The organism is Pengzhenrongella phosphoraccumulans (genome assembly GCF_045689905.1).
Taxonomy (GTDB): Bacteria; Actinomycetota; Actinomycetes; order Actinomycetales; family Cellulomonadaceae; genus Pengzhenrongella; species Pengzhenrongella phosphoraccumulans.
The window spans coordinates 1-21,830 of record NZ_CP144210.1 but is presented as its reverse complement, the minus strand read 5'-3'; the positions used below and the strand labels follow the sequence as shown (position 1 = coordinate 21,830).

Genomic DNA, 21,830 nt, shown 5'->3' with positions numbered 1-21,830 from the left:
CATCTGATTCGTGATCCCGAGGCCTGGTCATGACTTTGGCGGTGGTGCGCTCGATCGACTCCCCTCGGCGGCTGGCTTCCGCGGCCGACATCGAGGAGTTCGAGCAGGACATCGTCGATCAGCACGCGCTCGCGATGGTGGGGGCAGGGCTGACCGACGGCTACATCGACGCTGAGCGCTCGGCGGTCATCGAGTTCGCCCGCTACCTCGGCGAACCGCTCTGGACCGCCACTGGCGACGACGCGGATCGGTACCTGACCTGGCTGCGTCGTGACCGGGGCCTCATGCGGTCCACCGTGGAATTGAAAGCGGCCGCGGTGGCGCGGTTCTTCGAGTTCATGATCGTCCGCTATCAGGGCGACATCCACACACTCACCGGTGTGGTCGTTGGCCAGCCGATCGACGAGTTCAACCGTCCCGCCTCGACCTGGACCCGCGCCGTACGGGTGCCTCCCAGCAACGACGATGTCGACCACCTCTTCGCCAGTTGGGGTGACGCGCTGCCCGACCAGCGCAAGTACCTGACCGCAGCCCGCGACTACATGGCCGCCTCGCTGTGGCGAAGGCTCGGACTGCGGCTGAATGAGAGCGTCATGCTTGACCTGCGTGACTGGCGCCCCGACCTCGGCGACCACGGCAAGCTTCATATCCGCCACGGCAAGGGCTCGCGCGGCCGCGGGCCCAAGACCCGTCTCGTTCCAGCCATCAACAGTGTCGACGAACTGCTGACCTGGTGGCTGACCGACGTACGCCACCAGTTCGGTGACGACTGGGACAACCCTGACGCCCCTCTCCTGCCTAGCGAGCGACACGACCCGATCACCCACCTTCCGACCCGGGCTGGCGCCGACACCCTGCGTTCGGGGCTGGCCAGCGCCGTCGAACGGTGGCTGCCCGACTGGAAGGGCCGCCTGACACCGCACGTGCTGCGGCACTACTGCGCGAGCTCGCTTTACCACCGGGGCATGGCACTGAAGGCCATCCAGGAACTGCTCGGCCACGAGTGGCTCAAGACCACCACCATCTACGTCCACGTCCACGACGACCACATCGAGCACGCGTGGGCCGAAGCCAACCAGCGACTCACCGACCGGTTCGACCTGGCCACAGACCCGAAGGAGCGATGACGAGGTGCAGTGGAACCTGCGCATGACCGCCGCCGAACGCGGCATCTGGAAGTCCACCCAGCTGCGCCGCATGCTGGCCGACGCCGGCCTCGAGATCTCCACCGGCAAGATGTCGGGGCTGTGGACCGGAACCCCGACGACCATCCGCCTCGAGGACCTCGACGTGATCTGCGCTGTCCTGGACTGCGAACCCAGCAAGCTGCTCGTCCGGGAGCCCGCCAAGGTCGCGGCCCTGCGCACGGCGAAGGCCGCTAACGGCGACGAGCAGCCGCCCGCCACCATCTCAGTCGTGCAGCCCCGGCTCGGGCGCAATCGGACCAAACCTCCGGCATAGGCGTGACCACACCACCCAAGCCCTGCCACGCCTGCCGCATCAGACCCGTCGCCTGGACCTCCCCACGCGTGGACTACTGCTACGACTGCCTGCCGGGCGGCCCCTTCGACCCGCCCGGCTGCAACCGCTGCGGCGTCGGCACCCATGCCGGTGGCTACCAGCACGGAGTTACCTACTACTCCCAGGGCATGTGCACCCGTTGTCACCCGACGGCGCCACAACGCCTGGAGTCCTGCCGCGACTGCCTCGCCTGGGGTGTAATCCGCAAACACAAGTGGCTGTGCTGGCGCTGCCGCAGCTGGCGTGCGCGTCTCCCGAAAGGAACCTGTCGGATCTGTCGCCGGGTCGACCTGGCGGTCAACCCTGCTCAGGTCTGCAACCTGTGCGACCGACAGATGACCATCACCCTCGGCGTCACCGTCGACGACGCCAATGCCGGCGGGCAGCAGCTCTACTTCGCGAACATGCCCTGGCAGCCCACCAGGATCCGCTGGGGCAACGTGCGCCGCGTGGACAGGCCCAACCCTCGCAGCCTCAACCGGGACCGCGCCGACAGGTTCGCCACCATCGAGTTCTCCCCGGTGGAGCACGTCCAGCCCGCGCTCTTCGACATGCCTCGCGATCTGGCCAACTGGATGACCGGCGCCCCACAGCGAGGGCCGTTCGCCGCCGAAGGACTGCCGGACCCGCCCAACGAGCAGATGGCCGCCTTCCTGGACGCCGCGGTCCTCGACCACGCCCGCCGCCACGGCTGGCCCAAGTCCACCATCCACCGCGCTCAGCGGTCGCTGCGCGTCCTGCAGTTCATGCAAGACACCCCTGGTGCCATGCTCCTCGCCTCCGACGCCATGCGACTCCAAGACATCGGCCTCACCGCGATCCCCGTCATCGACGTCGCAACCGCGGCCGGCGTCATGCTCGACGACCGCCAGCCCGCGATCCACGCCTAGTTCGCGACCACCATCAACGCCCTGCCCGACCCCATGCAGGCCGAGCTGCGCGCCTGGTTCGACGTCATGCGCGACGGGTCGACCACGCCGCCCCGACGACGACCCCGGGACGAGCAGACCATCCGTCACTACCTGCGAGCAGCGATGCCCGCCCTGACGACCTGGGCCGAGCAAGGCCACACCAGTCTGCGGGACATCACCCGCGCCGACGTCGTCGCGGTCCTGCCCCCGTCCGGCAACCCCCGCTCGATCATGGGAGCCGGACTCCGCTCGATCCTCACCGTGCTCAAGGCCGGCAAGATCCTGTTCGTCAACCCGATCGCCCGCATCCGGACCGGCGCCCACGAACGCCGCCAACCACTGCCCTTGGATACCGCCAGCATCCAGAAGGCCCTGAACTCGCCCGACCCGGCCTGCGCCGCGATCGCCGCCCTCGCTGCCTTCCACGGCGTCCGCACCCGCGACGTCCGCCACATGGTCCTCACCGACCTCGCCGACGGACGGCTGCGCATCGACCAGCCCAAGGACAAGCGCAGCATCCTGCTTGCCGAACCCGTCAAGGTCCGCCTCGCCGCGTGGCTCGACCACCGCGCCCGACGTTGGCCCAACACCGCCAACCCCTACGTGTTCATCAACCATCGCAACGCCGGCAGGCTCCTGCCCACCGGCTTCCACTGGGTCAGCCGCACCATGGACGTGCCCGTCAGCGTCATCCGCGACGACCGCATCCTCTACGAGGTCAACGCCACCAGCGGCGACCTGCGCCGCATCTGCGAGCTCTTCGGCATCAGCGTCGAAGCCGCCCTGCGCTATCTCCCCGCCCCCGACCTCGACGACCTCGAAGTCCCCTGACATCAACGAACCTCCGACGGTTCCCCGACGCACCACCACACACGCACCCCGTGCCACGCCCAGCGCATCGGTACCGTCAGATCCATGAACCCCTGGGCGATCGCCACCGCCATCCTCGGAGGGCTCCTGCTGTTGTGGCTGACCCTGGTTTTCGCGCTGTGGCTCGTTGCCCGCCGCGAGGGCAAACGCGTCAACCTGCGCGACATGCTCCGCCTCATCCCGGACCTGGTGCGCCTCCTGCACGGGCTCGCCCGCGATCCAGCCATCCCGCGAGGAGTGCGGATCGGGCTCGGGGCCCTTCTTGTCTACCTGGCTGTCCCGATCGACCTCATCCCCGACTTCATCCCAGTCGTCGGGTACGCCGACGACATCGTGCTGGTCGCTGTCGTCCTGAGGTCTGTTGCCCGACACGCGGGCCCAGAAGCCATCGATCGGCACTGGCCGGGCACACCAGAAGGCCTCCTCGCCATCAAAACGCTCACCGGCTACAGCAGCCCTGCGAAGTAGCCGACCGTCAGTTCGCGAACCCACGCCCACAACAGCGGTGGATGAGAGGCTTGGCACGTCAGTTCCCACCTCTGGACCCTTCAGAATTCGTGAACTCGCCGGAGGTCATCCGCTCAACAGGTACCGATGCTGCGGCCTGAACGCGGGGGCTCCACCCGGGAATCAGGGAGGCGGAGTTCCCCGCAACAGTGATCCGTGCGGCCGTGTCCGTGCGCGAGGCCGCGACTTCGACGTTCGTGAGGACGTCGTCGCCGCCGACATCTGCGACGAAATCCGCGGCTTCCGTGATGCCCTGACTCGCGGTGGAGTTCAGGGCCCCGGCGGTTCGGGCACCTTCTTGGGCGGCGGCGATCGCGAGGGTGTGTGCGTGGTAGTAGAACGCACCTTGGATCCCGAGGATCACGATGGCGAACAGGGCGGGCAAGACGAGGAGCATCTCGAGCGAGATCGAGCCGTGCTCGTCCCACCGGCCGCGCCGGTGGGGCGGGCGGGGGCGCTTGGGTCGCGGGCGCTGTGCCCGGCGCTCAGGTGATGAGGCCGGCTTGGGCATTGACATAGGCATTGATCGCAGCAACGACGACACCGACGATCCCGATGACCGCGACCGCCCACAGGACGTGCTCGACGGTGACGGACCCACGGTCGGGGTGATCGTCTGACTGAGGGGTCAGGAACATCTTGACGAGGGCCAAGGCGGCGATGAGGTGAGGCATATCTGTTCGTCCTTCCCAATGTGGTCGATTCCTTAAGTGGGTACTTCTTCCTTGTTCAGTTGGGTCCGGCTGTCCGGGTTTCCGCCGCACCGCAGGGGACGGGCCGGGGGTCAGGTTCTGGCGAACATGCCGAGGATGGCGGGAGCCAGGAGCAGGGCCATGAACACGACGCCGAGCAACGAGCCGGGGATCGACATGCGTTCGCCAGCGGCGTTGGCGGCGCTCAATTCGTCGGTGAGCATGGCTGCGCGCAGTGCTGTGGAGCGGGCGCGCAGGCTGGTGTAGACGGCGGCGCTCTCAGCCCCGGATAGGCGCATGATGTCCGCGAAGTCGGCGAGCTCAGGCAGGGCGAGCTCATCGGACAAGCTACGCAGCGCATCCCAGGGCGGCGCGCCGGACCACCGGGAACGGCGTAGTTCTTCGGCGAGCCGGGTGAAGACCCACGAGGTGCCGATTTCGGCGGCGGACTCCATTGCTTGGCGTGCGCCGGAGCCGTTGTGACGTTCGGTGGCCACGAGGTCGATGTACGCCGCCAAAGCGCGGCGGAACTCCAGGCGGGCCTTCTTGGCCTCATCTATGGCGTTGTAGTTCGGGATGAAGAACATCACCCCTGCCAGGGCAAGGCTTGCCGCGGCGGGGATGACGATCGGCAGCCGCAGGCCGAGCAGCGTGAAGAGCGTTCCGAGCAATGGCGGGATCACGAGGCCAAGGAACGCGAACGTGACCTTGTCGGCGTAGAACCGGGTTACCGGGATGCGCAGCAGCACGAGCTCTCGGGTCGGCGTTTTGGCCCACACCGCCGGTGGTAGCACGCGCATCGCCCACACGCCGAGGCGCTCCACGCCGACGGCGTTCGCCGCTGACGTCGCCAGCAGACGGCGCCCGCGGGGTGGCGTCAAGCGTTCAAAAGCGTCGGTCACGTCCACGTGCGCGGTCCCGAGCTGTGCAAGAAGTAGCACAAGGCAGACTGAAACGAGCGCGCCCAGCGCCGCGACGAAAACCAGGGTTGCGTTCACGGGTTCGCTCCGCGGCTCGGGGTGAGGATCCTGGGCCAGTCCTTGCCTGCTGCCATGCGCTTCATCCACACCAGCACCGCGACGTAGGTGGCGAGCAGGAGAGCAAGGACCACTTGGCCGAGCGGGGAGGCGTAATTGGCGGTGTAGTTGCTCGCCACCGACAGGACCGTGAGCACCGCGACAGAGATGATCGTGACCCACCGGGCCGTGGCCCGGGGTTTGGCGCGGTCCGCCTCGACCTGACGGCGTGAGCGCACGTCCTCGGCTACCGATTCAGCGAGTCCCTCGAGCACGGACGCCAGGCCAGCGCCACGCTTGCGGGAAGCGAGGATGAGGTTCGCAGCGACGAGGTCACCCGTGGCGTCGTCCAACTCATCGGCGAAAGCCCGCAGGGCGTCTTCGGTGCGCCATCGAGAACGCAGCCGGGAGGCCAGTCGGTTCACCTCCGGTTCAATCGCTTTGGGTGCTGAGCGCAGCGACGCAAGGAGCGCGGCCTCGAGGCCGAGACCAACCGTGAGCACCCCGGCCAGCGACCGGGTCCACTCCTCCATCGCTTCAAGGCGGGCGATCTGAGCTTTCGCCTCCGGCGCCGCCACCAGAGCGGGCAGTCCGATCACGGCCACCGGAACGATGACGACCGCAAGCACCCACCCGGTCATCCACCAGGCAATCAGCCCGCCGCCGAGGCCAGCTAGCAGCATCAGTCGGGTCCGCCGCGGCAGCGCGCGGACCGATCGCCCGCTGCGTGTTGGGCCGGGCACGCGTTCGGGCGAGGGAAAGAGCGCCATCACGAAAGTGGCCAGGCACGCAGCGACCAGAGCGCCTAGAGCGATCAGCACAGCAAGCATCACGCCACCTCCTGTGCTCGTGATTGGGCAGCGAGGTAGCCAGCGAGGTCGAAACCATGTGCGGTCAGCGCCCGATACTCATCGGGCAGCACCCCTGGAACAGCGACGCCGCCCCTACCGGGGCTGAACACATGTGTTGTGGCGTACCCGGTCGTCTGCTCGCCCGGGGAGACAGCAACGATCTCCGCCACCTGGCGAGTGCGCACCCCCGTGCGGCCAGGTTCGGCGGCCGAGGTCGACAGGGTGATGTGCACGATGAGGTCGACGGTCGCCGCGAGTTTGGCGGTCGCGAGGTCGGCAGTGATGTGCGGTCCAGCCTCCATCGCGCAGGTGACCAGTTTGCGGATCGCGGACACGGCGTCGGCGGCGTGGGTCGTGGAGATCGAACCGGTCCCGGACTCCATTGCTTTGATCATCGGCCACACCTCTTTGCCGCGAACCTCGCCGACGATCTGTCGGGACAGGTTGTACCGGTAGGAGCCAGACAGGGCTTGGTCGAGAGTGAACTCACCCGCACGATGGCCGCCCAGGCCGATCTCGCCACTGCCGGGACGGTGCTCCCACGCGCGAACCATCCGATGCTGGTCGCGCAGGTCGTGCAGGAACAGTTCGAGCTCGGTCTCGAACGTCCCAATCGGCTCCCACATGTCGATCTCGGCGCACAGCGCCCGCACGAGCGTCGTCTTGCCGGCGCCTTGCGCGCCGGACACGACGATCGACTTTCGAGCCCGCACCGCAGCGGCAAGGAACGAAGCAGCGGACGGGGTGAGCATGTCGAGATCGACGAGATCCTGCAGCGAGACCTTCACGAGGCGGTGCCTGCGGATATTGACCTGGGGGCGAGGGCAGACCCAGGCGCTCGCGGCGAGGCGGGATCCGTCGTCCAGGCGCAGGTCCATGGTCGGGTTGGACTCGGAGAACTCGCGGGTGTTCGACTCGGAGCGGGAGGCGAGAAAGACAAGGAACTCGATGAGTTCGGCGTTGGAGTCCGCGACCGGTGGGCCGATCTCACGCGACCCGTCCGACAGCTCGAGCAGGACGTTGTCGAAACCGTCAATCATGATGTTCTCGACCCGCCCGTCTTCCACGAGCGGTTGCAGCCGCCCAAGGCGGAACAGGGCGTCGAAGACCGCCTTGGCGATCACCTGCCGCTGAGCCTCGCTCCACACCGTCAGGCCTACGTCGATACGGTCGGCAACGGCGCCTTCGATGAGGTCGAGAATGATCGACCGGCCAAGCTCTTCCTGCGCGAACTTGTCCAGGTGGTCGCGCTGGCCGACTTCTTCCGAGAGGCGGGTTGAGGCACGCGCCCTCAACCCGGAGACGAAACTCCAGTCAACGCCACCGGACGCCGCCGCGAGCACGGCCGGGACGGTGTGGTCGATGCTAGTCATGAAGTCACGTCCTTGACCAGGTCCTTGCGGTAGCGAGCGACCGCCTGAGTGATCGCCTGAGCGCTGGTGCGCAAGCTTCGGACGTACCCGCTGGCCTCGAAGCGGCGCGGGGGAGTCGCACCGCGGTGGTAAACGGCGGCCGCTGCTACGTCGTGGGTGATAGTCGAGATGACGGGTAGGCCAAGCGCCCTCTGTACTTCCCGGTGCCGGTACGGCTCGCCCTCGCCGACCAGCAGCACCCCCGGCTGGCGCCACGCCGCGGCCGGCGCCTTCGACCGCACCTCCTCGACCCAGGAGCGGGCCGCGGCCAGCGCCGGTAGATGGGTCCGGGTCACGATCAAGGTCAGGTCCGCGAACGTGAGCAGGGGTTCAGGGGAGCCCACCAGGCCCAGACGACCTGCGTCGACGATGACGTCTTGCCCCGTGTGCTCCAGGTCGGCGAACTCCTCACCGAGTGGCTCCCACAGGTCTCGCAGGCCTCCGGCTTGGGTGTGGGTCTGCACGCCGACGAGATAGCGGACCTCGGTCCCCTCAATCTGGCGGGTCGCTTCTCGCACGGCGTCGTACATCGCGAGCGGGGACGCGGCAATGTCGAGCAGCCCAGCCTCGTACTCGCGAGCCCCGCGAAAGAGCCCCGCGAGCAGTCCGTTGCTTCCGGTGGGATCGGCTTCGACGAGCAGGACGGGGCGGGGCCAGTTCATCGCCAACCCGACAGCCGTTGTCGTCACGCCGGGCGCACCGGCGGCCGAACACAAGCAGACCACCGCCATTTCAGTTCCTCTCCCGGGAGTCGAGCACCAGGTAGAAGTTCCCCGACGCGATCCGAGCAGCCAGCACCGGAGCGTCAGCCACCGGCACGGTCAAGGACACGACCGTGGCGCCAGTCTCGAGCGCCGGGTGCACGGCCGCGACCTCAGCAACCGTGAACGGCGGGTTGCCCTCGGCGACCTGCCCGGCCGGTGCTGTCTGGACGACCTTCACCTGGTCTCCGCCCTGCAGGTCCAGCCCCGTCGCCTGCTCAGGTGGCAACGCCACCGCCACGAGCGAGGTCCCCTCACCGGGCACAGTCTCGGACTGGAACATTGAACCGGTGACGATGGCGCCGACCGTCAACTCGGCTGCGGCGCGCTGGCCAACGATCTCGCTTCGCCGCGAGGCGTCGATTGGCTTCAGCAGGGGGTCAAGGGTGATCCGCGCAGTTCCGAGATCACTCGCCTCGATGACGGCGCCGCGGGGGACCTCTCCGGTGACCACGAGGACCTCGCTCGCCGTGGTGGTCGAGGTCCACACCCAAGCGATGGTCACCGATCCGAGGGCCGCTGCAGCAAGGGCTGCGACAGCCACCGCGGGGCGTCGGCGCATCCTCGGCAGCGGGCCCGGTACTGGAACCGGGCCCGCCGCCTGTTCAGCGGTCTTGTCCCCGTGTGTCGCTGTGCTGGTCATGTCCTGCCCCCTCATTTGGTGGCGAACCTCGCGTGCGAGGTCACGAAGTCACGAGCACCTGCACTTCACCGATCGAGATCTTCACGGACTGGGTGAGTCCGTTCATGCGGATGGTCCCGGTCTGGCCCGCGCCGACCCAGGCGATCACCCAGTCCGAGGTCGCCGTGACGGTGAACCTGTCGCCCGGCCTGCCTGAGCTCGAGGTCGTGTAGATGTGGCCGCAGTCAGGCGACTCGGCGTGTCCATAGCTCGCGTTGTAGGGGGTGCCGGCACTGCGGCACACCACGGTGCTGCCGTCGCCCATATCCCACGTGATCGCGTTGAGACTCGCGGTCGCGGTGATCGTGATGCCACCGGCGGATGCCGACGCCGTGACCGGACCGACCGTGCTGGGGACCGGGTCCGCCGCCCACATCCAGACGGGCATCCCCACGATTCCCACCGATCCCGGGCCCGGCGGCGGCACGATGCCAACGGTGATCGAATGCAGGTCCATCGAGTCCACTGCCATCTCGGCGACCTGCCTCGGAGACGGGCCCGCACCCGACGCCGGTGGCGGGCTCGCCAGCCACAGGTAGACGCTGATGTCGAGGGGGAGCGGCTGGTAGCACTCGTAGATCGCTCCGCCATCGGCCGGAGTGTGACCCTTCCACGCAGGGTCATCGGGACCTGGTTGCGGGTCTACCGCTCGGACGTAGCACTGAGTTGAGTTTGACCAATACCCGTACTCACCGGAACAGAGGACCGGCCCGGCTGGGATCGACGGATTTCCCTGCTTCGACGGGTCGAAGAAGCACGACGAACCAGAGCCGCTGTCCGCAGGACCATCGGAGATCGGCCCCGCCACGGGCGGTGGCGAGGGAGGTTGAACCCATACGAGGCACGTACCGGTTCGCGGATTCACGCGTTCGCAGGTGGGCCCGTCGCTTTTTGCCGTCCCAGCCGTGAGGAACGTCAGACTCGCCGCGGCGAGGACGATGAGGGTTACGTGTGTCAGCCGGCTACGCATGGCGCCTGCTTCAGATCCACACTCGTAGACACGCGCCACCCGTCCGTGGGATCGGTGTCCCAGGAATAGTTGCTCACCGTGTGACGAACCCAGCCCGTGGCGGCCCGATCGGGCGTGACGACGGAGGTGCCACTCGCATCGAGTACATCGACGTCGGTGACGTCGAAACAGACGTCGACCTGAACAGCCGGGACGCGGCCCGTGGCTGGGTCAGAGTTGTCGAGGTTGACCGACTGAACCTCGAGCCTTGCGAGAGTGGTCGCGCCGGTCTGGTGCCACGCATCCCGTCGCTCGCGCTCGAACTGATGCAGCCAGATGGAGAGTTCCTTCGAGATCGCGACGGACTCGAGCTCAGAGAGCGGGCGGGATGGATCGATCGCAAGTTCGTCGATCACGCGGTAGTACTTGCGGACGAGGTCTTCGGCGTTCGCTGCAGCGAGCTCAGTCTCCGACATTGGAGACGGCGAGCTGCTCGAAGTCGGCACGGGCGACGTTGATGACTCGGTGATCGTCGGCGTCGGGGGAGCGTCGTCGGGTGCCGTGACGCATGCCGAGACGACAGCGAGCACCGCGACCACCATCGCTACTGAGCCAATTCGGCGTCCACCCTGCATGCCCCCTGAACTCCCCCCAGAACGGCGCCGCCTGCGCCCCGTCGACATGAGTACAACCCCGTACCGCTGTGACGGCGTGGGGTCGTGCGCCCCAAGTCTGATCATGGGAACCGCACCTCCGCAATCGGTAGGTCGAGCGGCCAGCCGCCGGCGGGGGACCAGCACGCACCTTCATCTACCAGGTGTGCGCCCGGCACCACGCCGACCACCACCCGTTGCTGACCGATGGGGTCGGCGTCCGTAGCCCCAGAGGGCGAGCTCGGCTTGACCCGACGCTGCTGCTGCGTATCCCCTGGCGTATCCCCTGACACCGCTGCACCCCTCAGAGCGATCACACGTCTGGCAGTCGAGGATGACGCCGTGGCTAACGGCCTCGGTGACGGGCAGCGTGGGTCTCGGTGGTGACCCGCGCACACCTCCAATGAGGAGGTGCGCGGATGACGGTCTCGTTGCGGGTGATGACGGCCGGTGACGGCGTGGCGTATCTGTTGCGTTCGGTCGTGACCGGTGATGGTGACCGGTCCTTGGCGACGCCACTGACGCGGTACTACGCCGAGACCGGCACCCCGCCGGGGATGTGGATGGGATCCGGGGTAGGGGAGTTCGGCGAAGGCCAGCTCGCACCCGGCGATGTCGTCACGGCGCGTCAGTTGGAGAACCTGCTGGGTGGCGGTCGTGATCCCCTCACTGGAGAGCCGCTCGGGCGTGCTTTCGCGACGTACGAGCCGCTGCGCGACCGGATCGCTACCCGGGTTGCCACGCTCGACCCGCACCTGAGCGTGCTGCAACGCGCGAGTGCGGTCGCGCGCATCGAGGGCGAGGAGACCGGCTGTGGTACCCGGCGCGCGGTGGCCGGGTTTGACCTGACGTTCTCGGTGCCCAAGTCCGTCTCGGTGCTGTGGGGGTTGGCCGACGCAGGCACCCAGGCGATGCTCGTCGAAGCCCACCACGCCGCCGTGGAGCAGGTCCTGGGGTTCTTCGAGCGGGAGGTCGCCGCGACCCGGGTCGGTGCGGACAACGGACGAGGCCTTGTGGCGCGGGTCGATGTCGTCGGGGTCGCGGCCACCGCCTTCGACCACTACGACTCCCGGGCCGGCGACCCGCAGCTGCACACCCACGTCGTGGTCTCGAACAAGGTCAAGACCGCTGTTGACAACAAGTGGCGCACCCTGGACTCCCAACAGGTGCACGCCGCCGTCGTCGCGGTGAGCGAGTACTACAACGCCGTCCTGGCCGACCGGCTCACCGCCACCTTCGGTGTCGGCTGGCAGCGCCGCCAACGCCCCGGAGCGAACCGGTCCGAGAAGTGGGAGATCAGTGGCGTCAGCGAGGAGATCATCGATGAGTTCTCCAGCCGGTCCCGCGCCATCGACGTGGCCAAGGATCAGCTCATCGCCGACTTCGTCGCCACGCGCGGGCACCAGCCCTCGCGGCGGCAGATCATCAAGCTGCGCGCCCACGCCACGCTGGCGACCCGGCCCGAGAAGGAACTGCACGCCCTGAGTGACCTGACCGCATACTGGCGGAACCGTGCCCGGCCCGTTCTGGGCAAGGGCCCGACCGAGTGGGCACGTGACCTGACTACGAGCCGCAGACCAGCGATGCTCACGGCCGCGCAGATCGACCCAGACCTGCTGCGGGAAATCGGCGACCGCGTGGTGGGGATCGTGGCGGAGAAGCGGTCGACGTGGCGGCACTGGAACCTGTGGGCCGAAGCCTCCCGCCAGACCATGGGCTGGCGGTTCGCCACCATCGCCGACCGTGAGCGGGTCGTGACGATGATCGTCGACACCGCCGAGTCCCGATCGGTCGCCTTGACCCCACCGGAACTCGCGAGCAGCCCGGCCAACTACACCCGACCCGACGGCACCAGCGTGTTCCGCCCCAAGCACGGTGTCGTGTTCTCCTCGGCCGAGGTCCTTGCCGCAGAGGACCACCTGCTTGAACGCGCCGCGAGCCTTTCCGCTCCTACCGTCGAAGCGAGCGTGATCGAGCGCGCGGTCGCTCGCACGCACGACGGGCGCCGGCTGTCGGCCGAGCAGGCCAGGGCGGTCGAAGCGATCGTGACGTCGGGCAGGCAGGTTGACCTGCTCGTCGGGCCGGCCGGGGCGGGCAAGACCACGACCATGCGGGCCCTGCTCGCGGCCTGGATCGGCCAGCACGGCGCGGGTTCCGTCGTCGGCCTGGCCCCCTCGGCCGCCGCTGCGGCCGTCCTGGCGGACGAGCTCGCGATCGCCTGCGAGAACACCGCGAAGTGGCTGTTCGAGCACGACCGCTACCGAGCCGACTTCACTGCCGGGCAGCTCGTGATCGTGGACGAGGCCACCTTGGCCGGCACCCACACCCTCGACCGGATCACCAGCCTCGCTCAGCAGGCCGGAGCCAAGGTGCTCCTGGTGGGCGACTGGGCACAACTGCAGTCCGTCCAGGCCGGCGGCGCATTCTCGATGCTGGCCTCGGCCCGCACCGATGTCCCCGAGCTCGCAGAGGTGCACCGCTTCACCCACCAGTGGGAGAAGTCCGCGTCCCAGGCTTTGCGCACTGGCAGCACCGACGCGATCGCGGCCTACGCGCGACACGACCGGCTGCACGGTGGCACCACCGAACAGATGGTCGACGCTGCCTACGCCGCCTGGCACGCCGACCAGCTGGCCGGGCACGCGACCGTGCTGGTCACCGACTCCAGCGCGAGCGTCCACCTGCTCAACGACCGCGCCCGCGCCGAACGCATTGCCACCGGAGAGACCACCGCCGACCGCGACGTCGCGCTGGCCGACGACGCGCGCGCGTCCGTCGGCGACCTGGTGATCACCCGCCGCAACGACCGCAACCTGCGCACCGCACGTGGCGGTTGGGTGCGCAACGGGGACCGGTGGAAGGTCACCGACGTCCGCAAGAACGGCGCAATAGAGGTCCAACGCTCCGGCCGGCGTTTCGGGGCAAGGGTCGTCCTGCCGCCCGCGTACGTCGCTGAGCATGTCGACCTTGGCTACGCACTCACCGCCCACCGCGCCCAAGGCATCACCGTGGACACCGCGCACGTCGTCGTCACCGGGTCGACCACCCGGGAGAACCTCTATGTCGCGATGACCCGCGGCCGCGACACTAACACCGCCTACATCGCCCTGGACACCCCCGACGACCTGCACACCACACCCCAGGTCGACGACATCGACGCAGCGGCCGTCCTGACCGGTGTCCTGCACCGCTCCGGCAGCGAGCAATCCGCCCACCAGACCATCACCGCTGAGCAGAACACCTGGAGCGGCATCGCCCAACTCGCAGCCGAATACGACACCATCGCCACCGACGCCTCGCGCGACCGGTACGAGGCGATCATCCGCGACGCGCTCACGCGCTCTGGTGACCTGACTGCCACCGACATCGACACCACCATCGCGTCCGACACCTTCGGGCCGCTCGCCGCCCAGTTGCGCCGCGCCGAAGCCGCCGGGTTCGACCTCAAGACCATGCTGCCCGGTCTCGCCTGCGCGCGAACCCTGCAGGACGCCGATGACGTCGCCGCTGTCCTGCACCACCGCGTCGTGAAGGCCACCAACCAGCAGGTGGGGACCGGCGAGCTGGACCTCATCGTTGGCCTGATCCCCGCTGCCAACGGAGAGATGCCCGACGATGTGCGCCAAGCACTCGACGAGCGACGCGGACTCATGCAGACCCGAGCACGCACGCTCGCGCTCGACGCAGTACGAACCGGCGAGGCATGGGCGCGGAGCCACGGCGAGGAACCGATCCTCGGCGATTCGGTCGGGTCGTGGCTGCACCAGGTCGAGATCGTCGCGGCCTACCGGGATCGCTACGCAATCACCGACGACGACCCGATCGGCCAGGACCCGACGACACTCGTCCAGCAACGCGACGCCACACTCGCGACGACCGCCGGAGGCCGCGCGATCGAGATCGCCAGCACCCAGCAGGATGACGAACTCGACGATCCGCTGGGCAGCGGGCTCGAGTTCGCTTGAGCCATTTCCCGCAATCAGTCGTTGGCGCACCCTCATGTGCCGATTCTGGGATCAGGTACCCACACGGCACGAGAGGCCAAGCCGAAGTTGTGGATAACCATCAGGTGTCGGACCGACTGCCTAGCATCTCAAATCGGACGCTGACGACCATGTTGGCCCTAGGGAGGCTCCCGATGATTTGGTATTTCAGCTCGTGGATTGCTGGCGCGACGATCCGCCTCATGCAGGTCTACGCGCCGACGAACATCCTCGCGGGCTTCATCCGCACCCGGCGTGGACACATGTGGGGCATGCCCCTTGCTGCGGTACTCGTGCCCACGTACGCCTTCGCGTTCAGCCGCGTCGCGGACACCGCAACTGCTACGAACTCCGGCTGGCTTTACCTACTCGCACTACTCATGTTCTGGAACACCGGCAAGTTCGTCGCCCTAGGCATGCTCAGCGTCGTCTTGCTCATGCGCGCGGCAGCCCGCGAGTGGGCGTGGGACCGTCGGGCGCTCAGTGCGCTGCAGTTTGGGCGCTGAGGGTGGAGACGTGTCCGACGCGCGCGGGATCGTAGACGTGAGGGAGTCTGCGCACCGCAAGACGCCACGGTATCGGGGACGAGGCCGGATGCCGCGACGGTGCGCCAACACGTACATTCGGAGAGTGGCGGGGGTCGAGTCCTGGGCATCGAGCGCCTCAACGCGCTCTGTGATGATGGCGAATTGCGGCCGGAACACCAAGCCAGAGGTGACGTTGCGGAAAGTTCTGCTTCGCGCTGGGATGCGGTTTCGAGTGAACTATCGAACGGCGGATGCGCCACGCCGCACAATCGACGTCGCTTTCCCTCGTCAGAGGGTGGAGGTTTTCGTCGACGGGTTCTTCTGGCATGGCTTCGCCGCGCAACACCGTCCGGTCCCACCGAAGCCGGGTCCCGTCAGTAGCAGTCTGGGTCGCGTCCTTTGCTGCGACGATCGCCCCGATCACCCGTGAAGGCAGCGTTCAATTGCGCCGCGCCCTGATCGACCTCGGGCTGGGTCTGTGGCAATGGGACGCCCGGCCCGCGGCTTCGCCCACGAGCCCAAAACCCGAGGCAAACCCGGCGGGATCGTCGCCGCAGCGATTGCGCACCGAGCGAACGAAGATCGCCTACGCCCGGGTCCGCGACCAGAGCCCCTGCGCCAGACCCGCTGGACCCACCCACCTCCGGTCGGTGGGCTGCGCCATGATGTACCCGGCGCGCAACGCAACAACGAACGAAGTGGGTATTGAAAGTGGGCTTGGGACTTGAGGGGCTTGACAGACTCTCCAGGACTTCGGACTACCTGGGGAGCCTGGCGAACGTCTTGTCGGTCCTCGGCGGTCCGACGACGATCCTGCACGAACTGACTCAGAACGCCGACGACGCCAAGAGCGCGACTCGGGTTGCCTTCACGGTGACCGATGAAGAGCTGGTGGCTTGGAACGACGGCGAGTTCACCTCGTGCGGCGTCCCGGAACATCTCGTTTGCCCCATGAGGGCGACCCATGGGCGGAGTTGCGATCTTCACTCCTTCCGGACCGTTGCAGGCAGACATAAGTCTCACGATGTCGACACCACGGGCGCATTTGGCGTTGGCTTCACCTCGGTCTACCAGATAACTGACCACCCAGAGCTGATCTCCGGCGGTGACCACCTGGTGCTCAACGAACTGGCAGACGAGAACGATCGGATCACCGTTTGCAAGGGAAAATGCGGCCGGGACCACGACGCCTCGGGGACGAGCTTCTTCCTGCCGTGGGCGAATGTGGAGTCGGCCCTTCGAATGAGGCTCGGCGCGCAGGTCGTGACAGAGCAGGTGATCCAGGCGATGGAGGTCGCGCTTCTCGAACGCGCCTCCGACGCGGTGCTGTTTCTGAAACGGATCGCCAGGATTGAAATCCGGACGCGGTCTGCGCACGCGACCGTCAGGCGGGCATGCGTCGAAGACCGCGTAACCATCACAGTCGGCCAGTCCTCAAGCGAGTGGTTGTTCCTGGAGGGCGAGTACGACAGCTCCAAGCACCTCAAGGCGCGGTTTCCGCAGATCGACCAGAACCGATCGGAGCACGTGACGGTTGCGCTCCCGATCGGCGACAACGTCGATGGGCGCATCTATGGCGGGCTCCCAACCCAGACCCGTCTCGGGTGGAGCGGCCATTTGAATGCGTCCTTCTACCCACGCGAGGACCGCAAGGGCGTTCTCTTCGACGACTCCACGTATCAGTCAGACTGGAACAGAAATCTGATCGACTCGGCAGCGACACTGATTCGGGACAATCTCGAGCGCGCTAGCAGGATCATCGGCTTGGGAGCGACGTGGGAGCTCATCCGAGACTTCGAGCTGACCAGCCGTGCTGGCCCTGCACACGAAGTCGCATTCGAGCCATTCTTCGAGCGAGTCAAGAATGAGATCGGCGACCTATCGATCATGCGAACGATCGACGGGAAGGTGCGCCCTCCCCGCGGGTGCCTAGTTCCGAGCACTTCTGACGAGTACAAGGCAGAGTCTGTCCTCGTCGACCTGTCAATTCCAGTCATCGACTCCACGCTCCATGCAACGGTCAGGCCGCTCACGCTGACGGCATATGGCATGGAACTTCTCAAAGCCGCGCACGTGACAGGGGCGCTCATCGCGCATGACGTCATCGAGCCATGGGACCTGACAACCGGCAGATTTACTAACGCCGAGATCGAGTCCCTACTCGTGACACTTGAGGTCCTGCTATCGCGGAGCAAGACTGCAGCGTTCGAGTCCGAGGCGTCCAAGCCTGCCATCGTGCCTTGCATCGACGGCCGCTTCGCCGCCGCCGAGTCGACAGTCATCATCGATGAGGCAGACCAAGCGTTCTTCGTCGCACTTGGCGAGGACCGGATCGCGGACATCGTTCGCTTACGGCAGTTGTGCCCCAGTCTGGCCGAACTCTGCCCCGAACTCGACGGCTCGATTGCACTGGACATCCTCGAAAGCGCTGACTCGGTCGACCTCGCTGCGGCTGCTGACCAAGTTCTTGCGTGGCTCGGCAATCGTAGATTTGAGCTTACCGGCGAAAACCGGTCACGTGCAGCAGAGCTGGCGATCTACCCATCGTCGATCGGCGGGCTCAAGTCACTCCACGAGCTCTACCTACCCTCGGACTTCGAGGACCACCTCGGCCTCGCTGAGCTGGTCGACGTCGGCCTAGTCCAAGGCCATGTCGATCTGCTCCGGATACTCGATGCTCGCGAGCTGAACGCTGTCGACTACCTGACCAAGATGGTGGCGCCGCTGGCGGACGGCGAAACGTTTCGCGACCGCGAAACGCTCGACGCAATCCTGCGGGTCGTCCGCAATGCGAGGCCCCAGCTCGACGAGGACGCCGATGCGGCGACCACCCTCCGGAGTGCTCGGCTTGTGTTCTGCGTTGACGGAGTCGTCCGCCAAGCTACCGAAGTGCACCTTCCGAACGCCGCCGTGGAGCTCATCGATCCCGATGCGCCTATCGCCGACGCGGCGCACCTACCCGAGTACCTCGTGGACACGCTTGTCTGGCTCGGCGTCGGAACCACACCTAGCCCAAGTCTGCTGAACGCGGCGGCGCGCCGACTCGCGGACGGCGAGCGCGACCCCAATCCCGACGTGGTCCTATCGATTCTTGACGCCATTCACGGGTCACCAGAGCTCCACCGGTCGGTACCTCTGGATCTAAGGCACCTTCAGGAACTTCCATGGCTGCCGGTGGAGGGCGGCGGCCGCGAGCAACCGAAGAACCTCCTGCCGACGTTCCGAAGGCACCTCTTCGAATCTCAGGGCCACAAGTTGGGGCTCCCCGTGACGCCCAGCAGGTTCATGCTGACACCCTCCGCTGGCTCGGCATGCCCAGCGACCCCCGACTTCGATGATCATCGCTCACCTGCGGCACTGTGCCGAAGCGAACACCCCAATGCATCCGGACGTCTACCAGGCACTCGGGGCCGCCAACGAGGATCGGCTTGTACGGGAACTCTCCGGGGAGGCGTGCATCCAGGTCACGCCAGGCGAATTCGTCGAGCCGGCCTTCACATTCTGGACGGAGACCGGCCTGGGGCAATGGGTTACTCGGCTGTCCCAGGACCAGCGTCGCTACCAGGAGTTCTTCAACAGGGTTGGCGTCGAAGAGGCGCCGAACGCCGCGCAGCTTGAGCGGCTGCTCGTTCGAATCTCGAAGGACTTCGGCAATGACCTGCTCGATGAGCAAGCTCAGGCGGTCGTACACCAGGCGTGGAGCCAGCTCCAGGCCTTGCTTGTGGAAGACGAGTCGGCGGTCCTGCCGTTCGTGGTAAGGCTGCATCGCGTCCGGTCAGTCGTCGACACCCGGGGTGTCCTCAACATGCCAGATCTGCTCGTCTTCAAAGACGGACGCGGGCTCGCCGAACGGATCTCTCTCATTTCGCAGAACGTCATCCGGCGCGAGCGGCCGACCTGGCGGGCATTGGAGGCTGCAGGTGTCAGGCGAGGCGGAAGACCTGATCGAGGTGATCGTCGACGAAGGCGACCGCGCGCTCCGCGCCCGAGATCGCCGATCTTCTCCGTGAACGGCGACGGTCCATCGTTCGCGTCGTCGAGTCGGAGTTCGACGACGGCGACGAACAGATCGATTCCGGGAGTCTGTTCGACATCGAGTTCTCACGGGCGATCCACCTCTCGGTGAGATACCGGACTGAGTTCGGCCATCAAGTTCAGACGACGGACGCAGCCGCCGTCCAAGCGATCTACGTGGATGAGACCGGGACGCTGCTATTCAGCGACCCGCCCGACCTGCGGCGCATCGCGCGAGAGCTCGCCGATGCCTGGTCGGTGAAGACCGCCCCGGACTGGCGCTCCAACTCGAAACCGTTCTCAGTGCAGCGAGCGTCGATGAAGCCGAGACGAGCCTCGACGAGCTCGGCGTGGCAGACCTGGCAGAAGTCGAGCGGGCGACGGTCGACTCCGGAACGATTGAGGATTTCGAGTACGAAGAGCAGGAGTCTGCCGAGCGAGACAACCCGCCGCCCGGCGCTACCGAGGGCTCAATCCTCGAACAGTCCGTCGAAAGCGGAGGACCACTTTCCGGAAGAAACGACGCATGGTGGGCTCAACGACGGGGCCAGTTCGTCGGAGCGACCTTCACTACCGGGGGTGGTGGGGCAGCAGCGACGTATCGGCGTTGGAGCCGGTCGGCGCGGCCGGCGCGACAGGAACCGAGTCTGGAAAGCGCACTGCGCCCCGACGTCCCGAGCGGAGCCAACCCCACCCGCTCGGGGCGCGCGGAGTGAGCACAATGCGCTCCTACGTGTACTACGGCAGCGACGAGGACAACGAGACGGTCGGCGATGAAGCGCTCCGCAGTTCGTCGATCGACAGTGCGGGCGTGGCGCGAGTACTCGGATACGAGCGCTCATGCGGAAGGATCCCGGAGGAGCAGGACCACTCCAATCCCGGGTTCGATGTCCTCTCGCGAGACGCGACCGGCAACGTCCTGCGCCGGATCGAGGTGAAGTCCGTTGGCCGAGCCTGGTCGCTTCAAGGCGTCCTCCTATCGCGGCGCCAATACGTCGAAGCGACGGACTACCGGACGAGTTCTGGCTCTACGTCGTCGAGAACGCCGAAGGCGACGAAGCGTTCGAGATCCACCGAATCAAGGACCCCGCGCCTCAATCTCGCAGTTCGGGTTCGATGACGGCTGGAAGATCCTCCGCGAGCCGACATCGAGCGCGAGGCGGGCGGCCAGCCCGCGATGCCGACGACCAAGAGCATCTTTTTAGCCTGGGGCGCTGACACCGAGGGGTAGGGCCTTGGTTAGGCGTCGCGGCGTTTGCGGCAGAGCCCGACCAGGTCGCACTTGTCGCAGGCGGGCTCCCATGTCTCGAACTTCGGTAGGTCGTTCGCTCGAAGCGAATCGCCTGCTTTCTTGATCGCTGCTTCACGCCGTCGAGCAAATCATCGCTGATCTCTCTTCACGGACGTTCTTGCCCTTCTCGTCAAGGTTTAGCACCTCGACGAGGTCGGCACCCTCGCCGTTCAGCTCCTTATAGCCGACCGCATACACGTGAAGCTGGTCGCGCGTGACGTCCTCTTCCTGGCTCGCTCCGTCGACTTGAAGTCGACGATCGAGACCTCGTCGAGTCGTTTGACCAGGTCGATGCGCCCGTCAACAGTGATGGCTGGACCTGGACTTCTCGGAGTGGACGGTGCGCGCGAGATCGTCACCGTGCAGGCGTAGGTATCGGTCTAGAGAGTCTCGTGCTGCCTGCACAAGCGCCTCACGTAGGGGGGTAGGCATAGGGCGTGTGCAGGTGCCGGTTCACTAGATCTGCGACGTCGGCCTTCGTCACCAAATCGCCATCCAACGCTCGCTTGTGCATCTCGGCAAGTGCGTCGTGAAGTCCCTTGCCGAAACCGAGCGCCTCGTGGAGGGGCGTTGAAGCCGTACATGAACCGCAACTTGAACTGGTACGAGCACTCGAATAGGTACTTCAGCTCCGAGAACGACAGTGTGACCCGCGGAGCGCGACCTTTGGCTCCGGCTCGAGTCGCGCGAGGTCCGACGGCAGCCCGCTGTCGGCAGTCGAAACGTACGAGACCGCAACGACCTCCTGCATGAAGACGAAGGCGTACTGTTTCGCGACGATCCGCCCGGGAGAACGACAGGTACAGGTACTTCTGAGCACGTGTGACCGCGACGTAGAACAGCCGGCGTTCGTCATCTTCAGTGCCCCGGTATCGGTCGGCGTCGTCGATCGCCGTGTCGGGGATGACGTGGAACAGACTGAGCCCACCGTGACGCTGGCTGGGGAACCGATTCTTCCGAAGACACGGAAACGAAGACGGCTGGCCACTGCATGCCTTTGGCTTGGTGCACGGTGGAGATCGTGACGGCATCTGGTGTCGCATAGCCCAGTCGGCGTCAGCATCGTCGTAGTTGCGCGCTTTGGTAAGCCAGTCGACAAAGGCCCGGTATTTCCGGTCGGGCGCCGAAGAGAAATGAATCTCCTCGAAGTCTGAAATGACCTGCTGAACTTGCCGAGCTGGTAGAAGACC

At 66.6% G+C, this 21,830-nt stretch carries 21 protein-coding genes; 10 read left to right on the top strand and 11 right to left on the bottom strand.

The features are described from left to right. The first annotated feature begins 29 nt into the window (after positions 1 to 29). From VTA80_RS00105 to VTA80_RS00085, 5 genes are all read left to right on the top strand, one after another. Positions 30 to 1,127 carry a tyrosine-type recombinase/integrase gene (locus tag VTA80_RS00105; protein ID WP_407343399.1) on the top strand — a complete coding sequence of 366 codons (1,098 nt, stop codon included), beginning with the start codon at positions 30 to 32 and terminating at the stop codon, positions 1,125 to 1,127. A 4-nt stretch (positions 1,128 to 1,131) separates the two neighbouring features. Then, positions 1,132 to 1,461, top strand: a complete 330-nt coding sequence (locus tag VTA80_RS00100; protein WP_407343398.1) for a helix-turn-helix domain-containing protein — start codon at positions 1,132 to 1,134, stop codon at positions 1,459 to 1,461. 395 nt (positions 1,462 to 1,856) lie between these two features. Then, complete coding sequence (locus VTA80_RS00095; RefSeq protein WP_407343397.1) at positions 1,857 to 2,411, top strand: hypothetical protein; 555 nt, start codon at positions 1,857 to 1,859, stop codon at positions 2,409 to 2,411. 33 nt (positions 2,412 to 2,444) lie between these two features. Next, positions 2,445 to 3,263, top strand: coding sequence for a hypothetical protein (locus VTA80_RS00090; RefSeq protein WP_407343396.1), 819 nt, complete (start codon positions 2,445 to 2,447; stop codon positions 3,261 to 3,263). A gap of 84 nt (positions 3,264 to 3,347) precedes the next feature. Beyond that, complete coding sequence (locus tag VTA80_RS00085; protein WP_407343395.1) at positions 3,348 to 3,770, top strand: YkvA family protein; 423 nt, start codon at positions 3,348 to 3,350, stop codon at positions 3,768 to 3,770. 58 nt (positions 3,771 to 3,828) lie between these two features. On the opposite strand, the gene VTA80_RS00080 is transcribed toward VTA80_RS00085, so the two are convergent. From VTA80_RS00080 to VTA80_RS00040, 9 genes are all read right to left on the bottom strand, one after another. Beyond that, the gene (locus tag VTA80_RS00080; RefSeq protein ID WP_407343394.1) at positions 3,829 to 4,320 is read right to left on the bottom strand and encodes a TadE/TadG family type IV pilus assembly protein; all 492 of its coding nucleotides are present in this window, start codon (positions 4,318 to 4,320) and stop codon (positions 3,829 to 3,831) included. Then, positions 4,295 to 4,483, bottom strand: coding sequence for a hypothetical protein (locus VTA80_RS00075; RefSeq protein ID WP_407343393.1), 189 nt, complete (start codon positions 4,481 to 4,483; stop codon positions 4,295 to 4,297). The genes VTA80_RS00080 and VTA80_RS00075 overlap by 26 nt, the downstream gene beginning before the upstream one ends. Positions 4,484 to 4,593: 110 nt before the next feature. Further along, positions 4,594 to 5,499 (bottom strand): type II secretion system F family protein, encoded by a 906-nt coding sequence (locus VTA80_RS00070; protein WP_407343392.1) that lies wholly within the window; start codon positions 5,497 to 5,499, stop codon positions 4,594 to 4,596. Next, positions 5,496 to 6,347 (bottom strand): type II secretion system F family protein, encoded by an 852-nt coding sequence (locus VTA80_RS00065; protein WP_407343391.1) that lies wholly within the window; start codon positions 6,345 to 6,347, stop codon positions 5,496 to 5,498. The genes VTA80_RS00070 and VTA80_RS00065 overlap by 4 nt, the downstream gene beginning before the upstream one ends. Then, positions 6,347 to 7,741: a CpaF family protein gene (locus VTA80_RS00060; protein WP_407343390.1), complete on the bottom strand. Its 1,395-nt coding sequence runs from the start codon at positions 7,739 to 7,741 to the stop codon at positions 6,347 to 6,349. The genes VTA80_RS00065 and VTA80_RS00060 overlap by 1 nt, the downstream gene beginning before the upstream one ends. Beyond that, positions 7,738 to 8,469, bottom strand: a complete 732-nt coding sequence (locus VTA80_RS00055) for a hypothetical protein (RefSeq protein ID WP_407343389.1) — start codon at positions 8,467 to 8,469, stop codon at positions 7,738 to 7,740. Before VTA80_RS00055 ends, VTA80_RS00060 begins: the two co-directional genes overlap by 4 nt. A gap of 43 nt (positions 8,470 to 8,512) precedes the next feature. Next, a complete protein-coding gene (locus VTA80_RS00050) occupies positions 8,513 to 9,103 on the bottom strand; it encodes an SAF domain-containing protein (RefSeq protein ID WP_407343388.1) in 591 nt (196 codons plus the stop codon). A 121-nt stretch (positions 9,104 to 9,224) separates the two neighbouring features. Next, positions 9,225 to 9,695, bottom strand: coding sequence for a hypothetical protein (locus tag VTA80_RS00045; protein ID WP_407343387.1), 471 nt, complete (start codon positions 9,693 to 9,695; stop codon positions 9,225 to 9,227). 482 nt (positions 9,696 to 10,177) lie between these two features. After that, positions 10,178 to 10,648 carry a hypothetical protein gene (locus VTA80_RS00040; RefSeq protein ID WP_407343382.1) on the bottom strand — a complete coding sequence of 157 codons (471 nt, stop codon included), beginning with the start codon at positions 10,646 to 10,648 and terminating at the stop codon, positions 10,178 to 10,180. Positions 10,649 to 11,244: 596 nt separating this feature from the next. Here VTA80_RS00040 and mobF point away from each other — a divergent pair. The 5 genes from mobF to VTA80_RS00015 all read left to right on the top strand — a co-directional run bounded on the left by mobF (position 11,245) and on the right by VTA80_RS00015 (position 20,469). Beyond that, entirely contained in the window at positions 11,245 to 14,790 is a 3,546-nt protein-coding gene (gene mobF, locus VTA80_RS00035; RefSeq protein ID WP_407343381.1) for a MobF family relaxase, read from the top strand. 173 nt (positions 14,791 to 14,963) lie between these two features. Further along, the gene (locus tag VTA80_RS00030; RefSeq protein ID WP_407343380.1) at positions 14,964 to 15,314 is read left to right on the top strand and encodes a sulfate permease; all 351 of its coding nucleotides are present in this window, start codon (positions 14,964 to 14,966) and stop codon (positions 15,312 to 15,314) included. 88 nt (positions 15,315 to 15,402) lie between these two features. After that, positions 15,403 to 15,765, top strand: coding sequence for a hypothetical protein (locus tag VTA80_RS00025; RefSeq protein WP_407345844.1), 363 nt, complete (start codon positions 15,403 to 15,405; stop codon positions 15,763 to 15,765). Between the two features lie 281 nt (positions 15,766 to 16,046). Next, positions 16,047 to 18,953, top strand: coding sequence for a hypothetical protein (locus tag VTA80_RS00020; protein ID WP_407343386.1), 2,907 nt, complete (start codon positions 16,047 to 16,049; stop codon positions 18,951 to 18,953). Positions 18,954 to 20,070: 1,117 nt separating this feature from the next. After that, the gene (locus VTA80_RS00015; RefSeq protein WP_407343385.1) at positions 20,071 to 20,469 is read left to right on the top strand and encodes a protein NO VEIN domain-containing protein; all 399 of its coding nucleotides are present in this window, start codon (positions 20,071 to 20,073) and stop codon (positions 20,467 to 20,469) included. Between the two features lie 551 nt (positions 20,470 to 21,020). On the opposite strand, the gene VTA80_RS00010 is transcribed toward VTA80_RS00015, so the two are convergent. Next, positions 21,021 to 21,545: a 3'-5' exonuclease gene (locus VTA80_RS00010; protein WP_407345845.1), complete on the bottom strand. Its 525-nt coding sequence runs from the start codon at positions 21,543 to 21,545 to the stop codon at positions 21,021 to 21,023. Further along, entirely contained in the window at positions 21,499 to 21,651 is a 153-nt protein-coding gene (locus VTA80_RS00005; RefSeq protein ID WP_407343384.1) for a hypothetical protein, read from the bottom strand. The genes VTA80_RS00010 and VTA80_RS00005 overlap by 47 nt, the downstream gene beginning before the upstream one ends. Positions 21,652 to 21,830 lie beyond the last annotated feature (179 nt).

Excerpts from the sequence above, each read along its gene's own strand:
- VTA80_RS00050 (WP_407343388.1), bottom strand. The coding sequence starts at position 9,103 with ATGCGCCGACGCCCCGCGGTGGCTGTCGCAGCCCTTGCTGCAGCGGCC.
- VTA80_RS00060 (WP_407343390.1), bottom strand. The coding sequence starts at position 7,741 with ATGACTAGCATCGACCACACCGTCCCGGCCGTGCTCGCGGCGGCGTCC.
- VTA80_RS00040 (WP_407343382.1), bottom strand. The coding sequence starts at position 10,648 with ATGTCGGAGACTGAGCTCGCTGCAGCGAACGCCGAAGACCTCGTCCGC.
- VTA80_RS00080 (WP_407343394.1), bottom strand. The coding sequence starts at position 4,320 with ATGCCCAAGCCGGCCTCATCACCTGAGCGCCGGGCACAGCGCCCGCGA.
- VTA80_RS00065 (WP_407343391.1), bottom strand. The coding sequence starts at position 6,347 with ATGCTTGCTGTGCTGATCGCTCTAGGCGCTCTGGTCGCTGCGTGCCTG.
- VTA80_RS00095 (WP_407343397.1), top strand. The coding sequence starts at position 1,857 with ATGACCATCACCCTCGGCGTCACCGTCGACGACGCCAATGCCGGCGGG.
- mobF (WP_407343381.1), top strand. The coding sequence starts at position 11,245 with ATGACGGTCTCGTTGCGGGTGATGACGGCCGGTGACGGCGTGGCGTAT.
- VTA80_RS00075 (WP_407343393.1), bottom strand. The coding sequence starts at position 4,483 with ATGCCTCACCTCATCGCCGCCTTGGCCCTCGTCAAGATGTTCCTGACC.
- VTA80_RS00105 (WP_407343399.1), top strand. The coding sequence starts at position 30 with ATGACTTTGGCGGTGGTGCGCTCGATCGACTCCCCTCGGCGGCTGGCT.
- VTA80_RS00085 (WP_407343395.1), top strand. The coding sequence starts at position 3,348 with ATGAACCCCTGGGCGATCGCCACCGCCATCCTCGGAGGGCTCCTGCTG.
- VTA80_RS00045 (WP_407343387.1), bottom strand. The coding sequence starts at position 9,695 with ATGGCAGTGGACTCGATGGACCTGCATTCGATCACCGTTGGCATCGTG.
- VTA80_RS00090 (WP_407343396.1), top strand. The coding sequence starts at position 2,445 with ATGCAGGCCGAGCTGCGCGCCTGGTTCGACGTCATGCGCGACGGGTCG.
- VTA80_RS00015 (WP_407343385.1), top strand. The coding sequence starts at position 20,071 with ATGCGCTCCTACGTGTACTACGGCAGCGACGAGGACAACGAGACGGTC.
- VTA80_RS00025 (WP_407345844.1), top strand. The coding sequence starts at position 15,403 with ATGCCGCGACGGTGCGCCAACACGTACATTCGGAGAGTGGCGGGGGTC.
- VTA80_RS00030 (WP_407343380.1), top strand. The coding sequence starts at position 14,964 with ATGATTTGGTATTTCAGCTCGTGGATTGCTGGCGCGACGATCCGCCTC.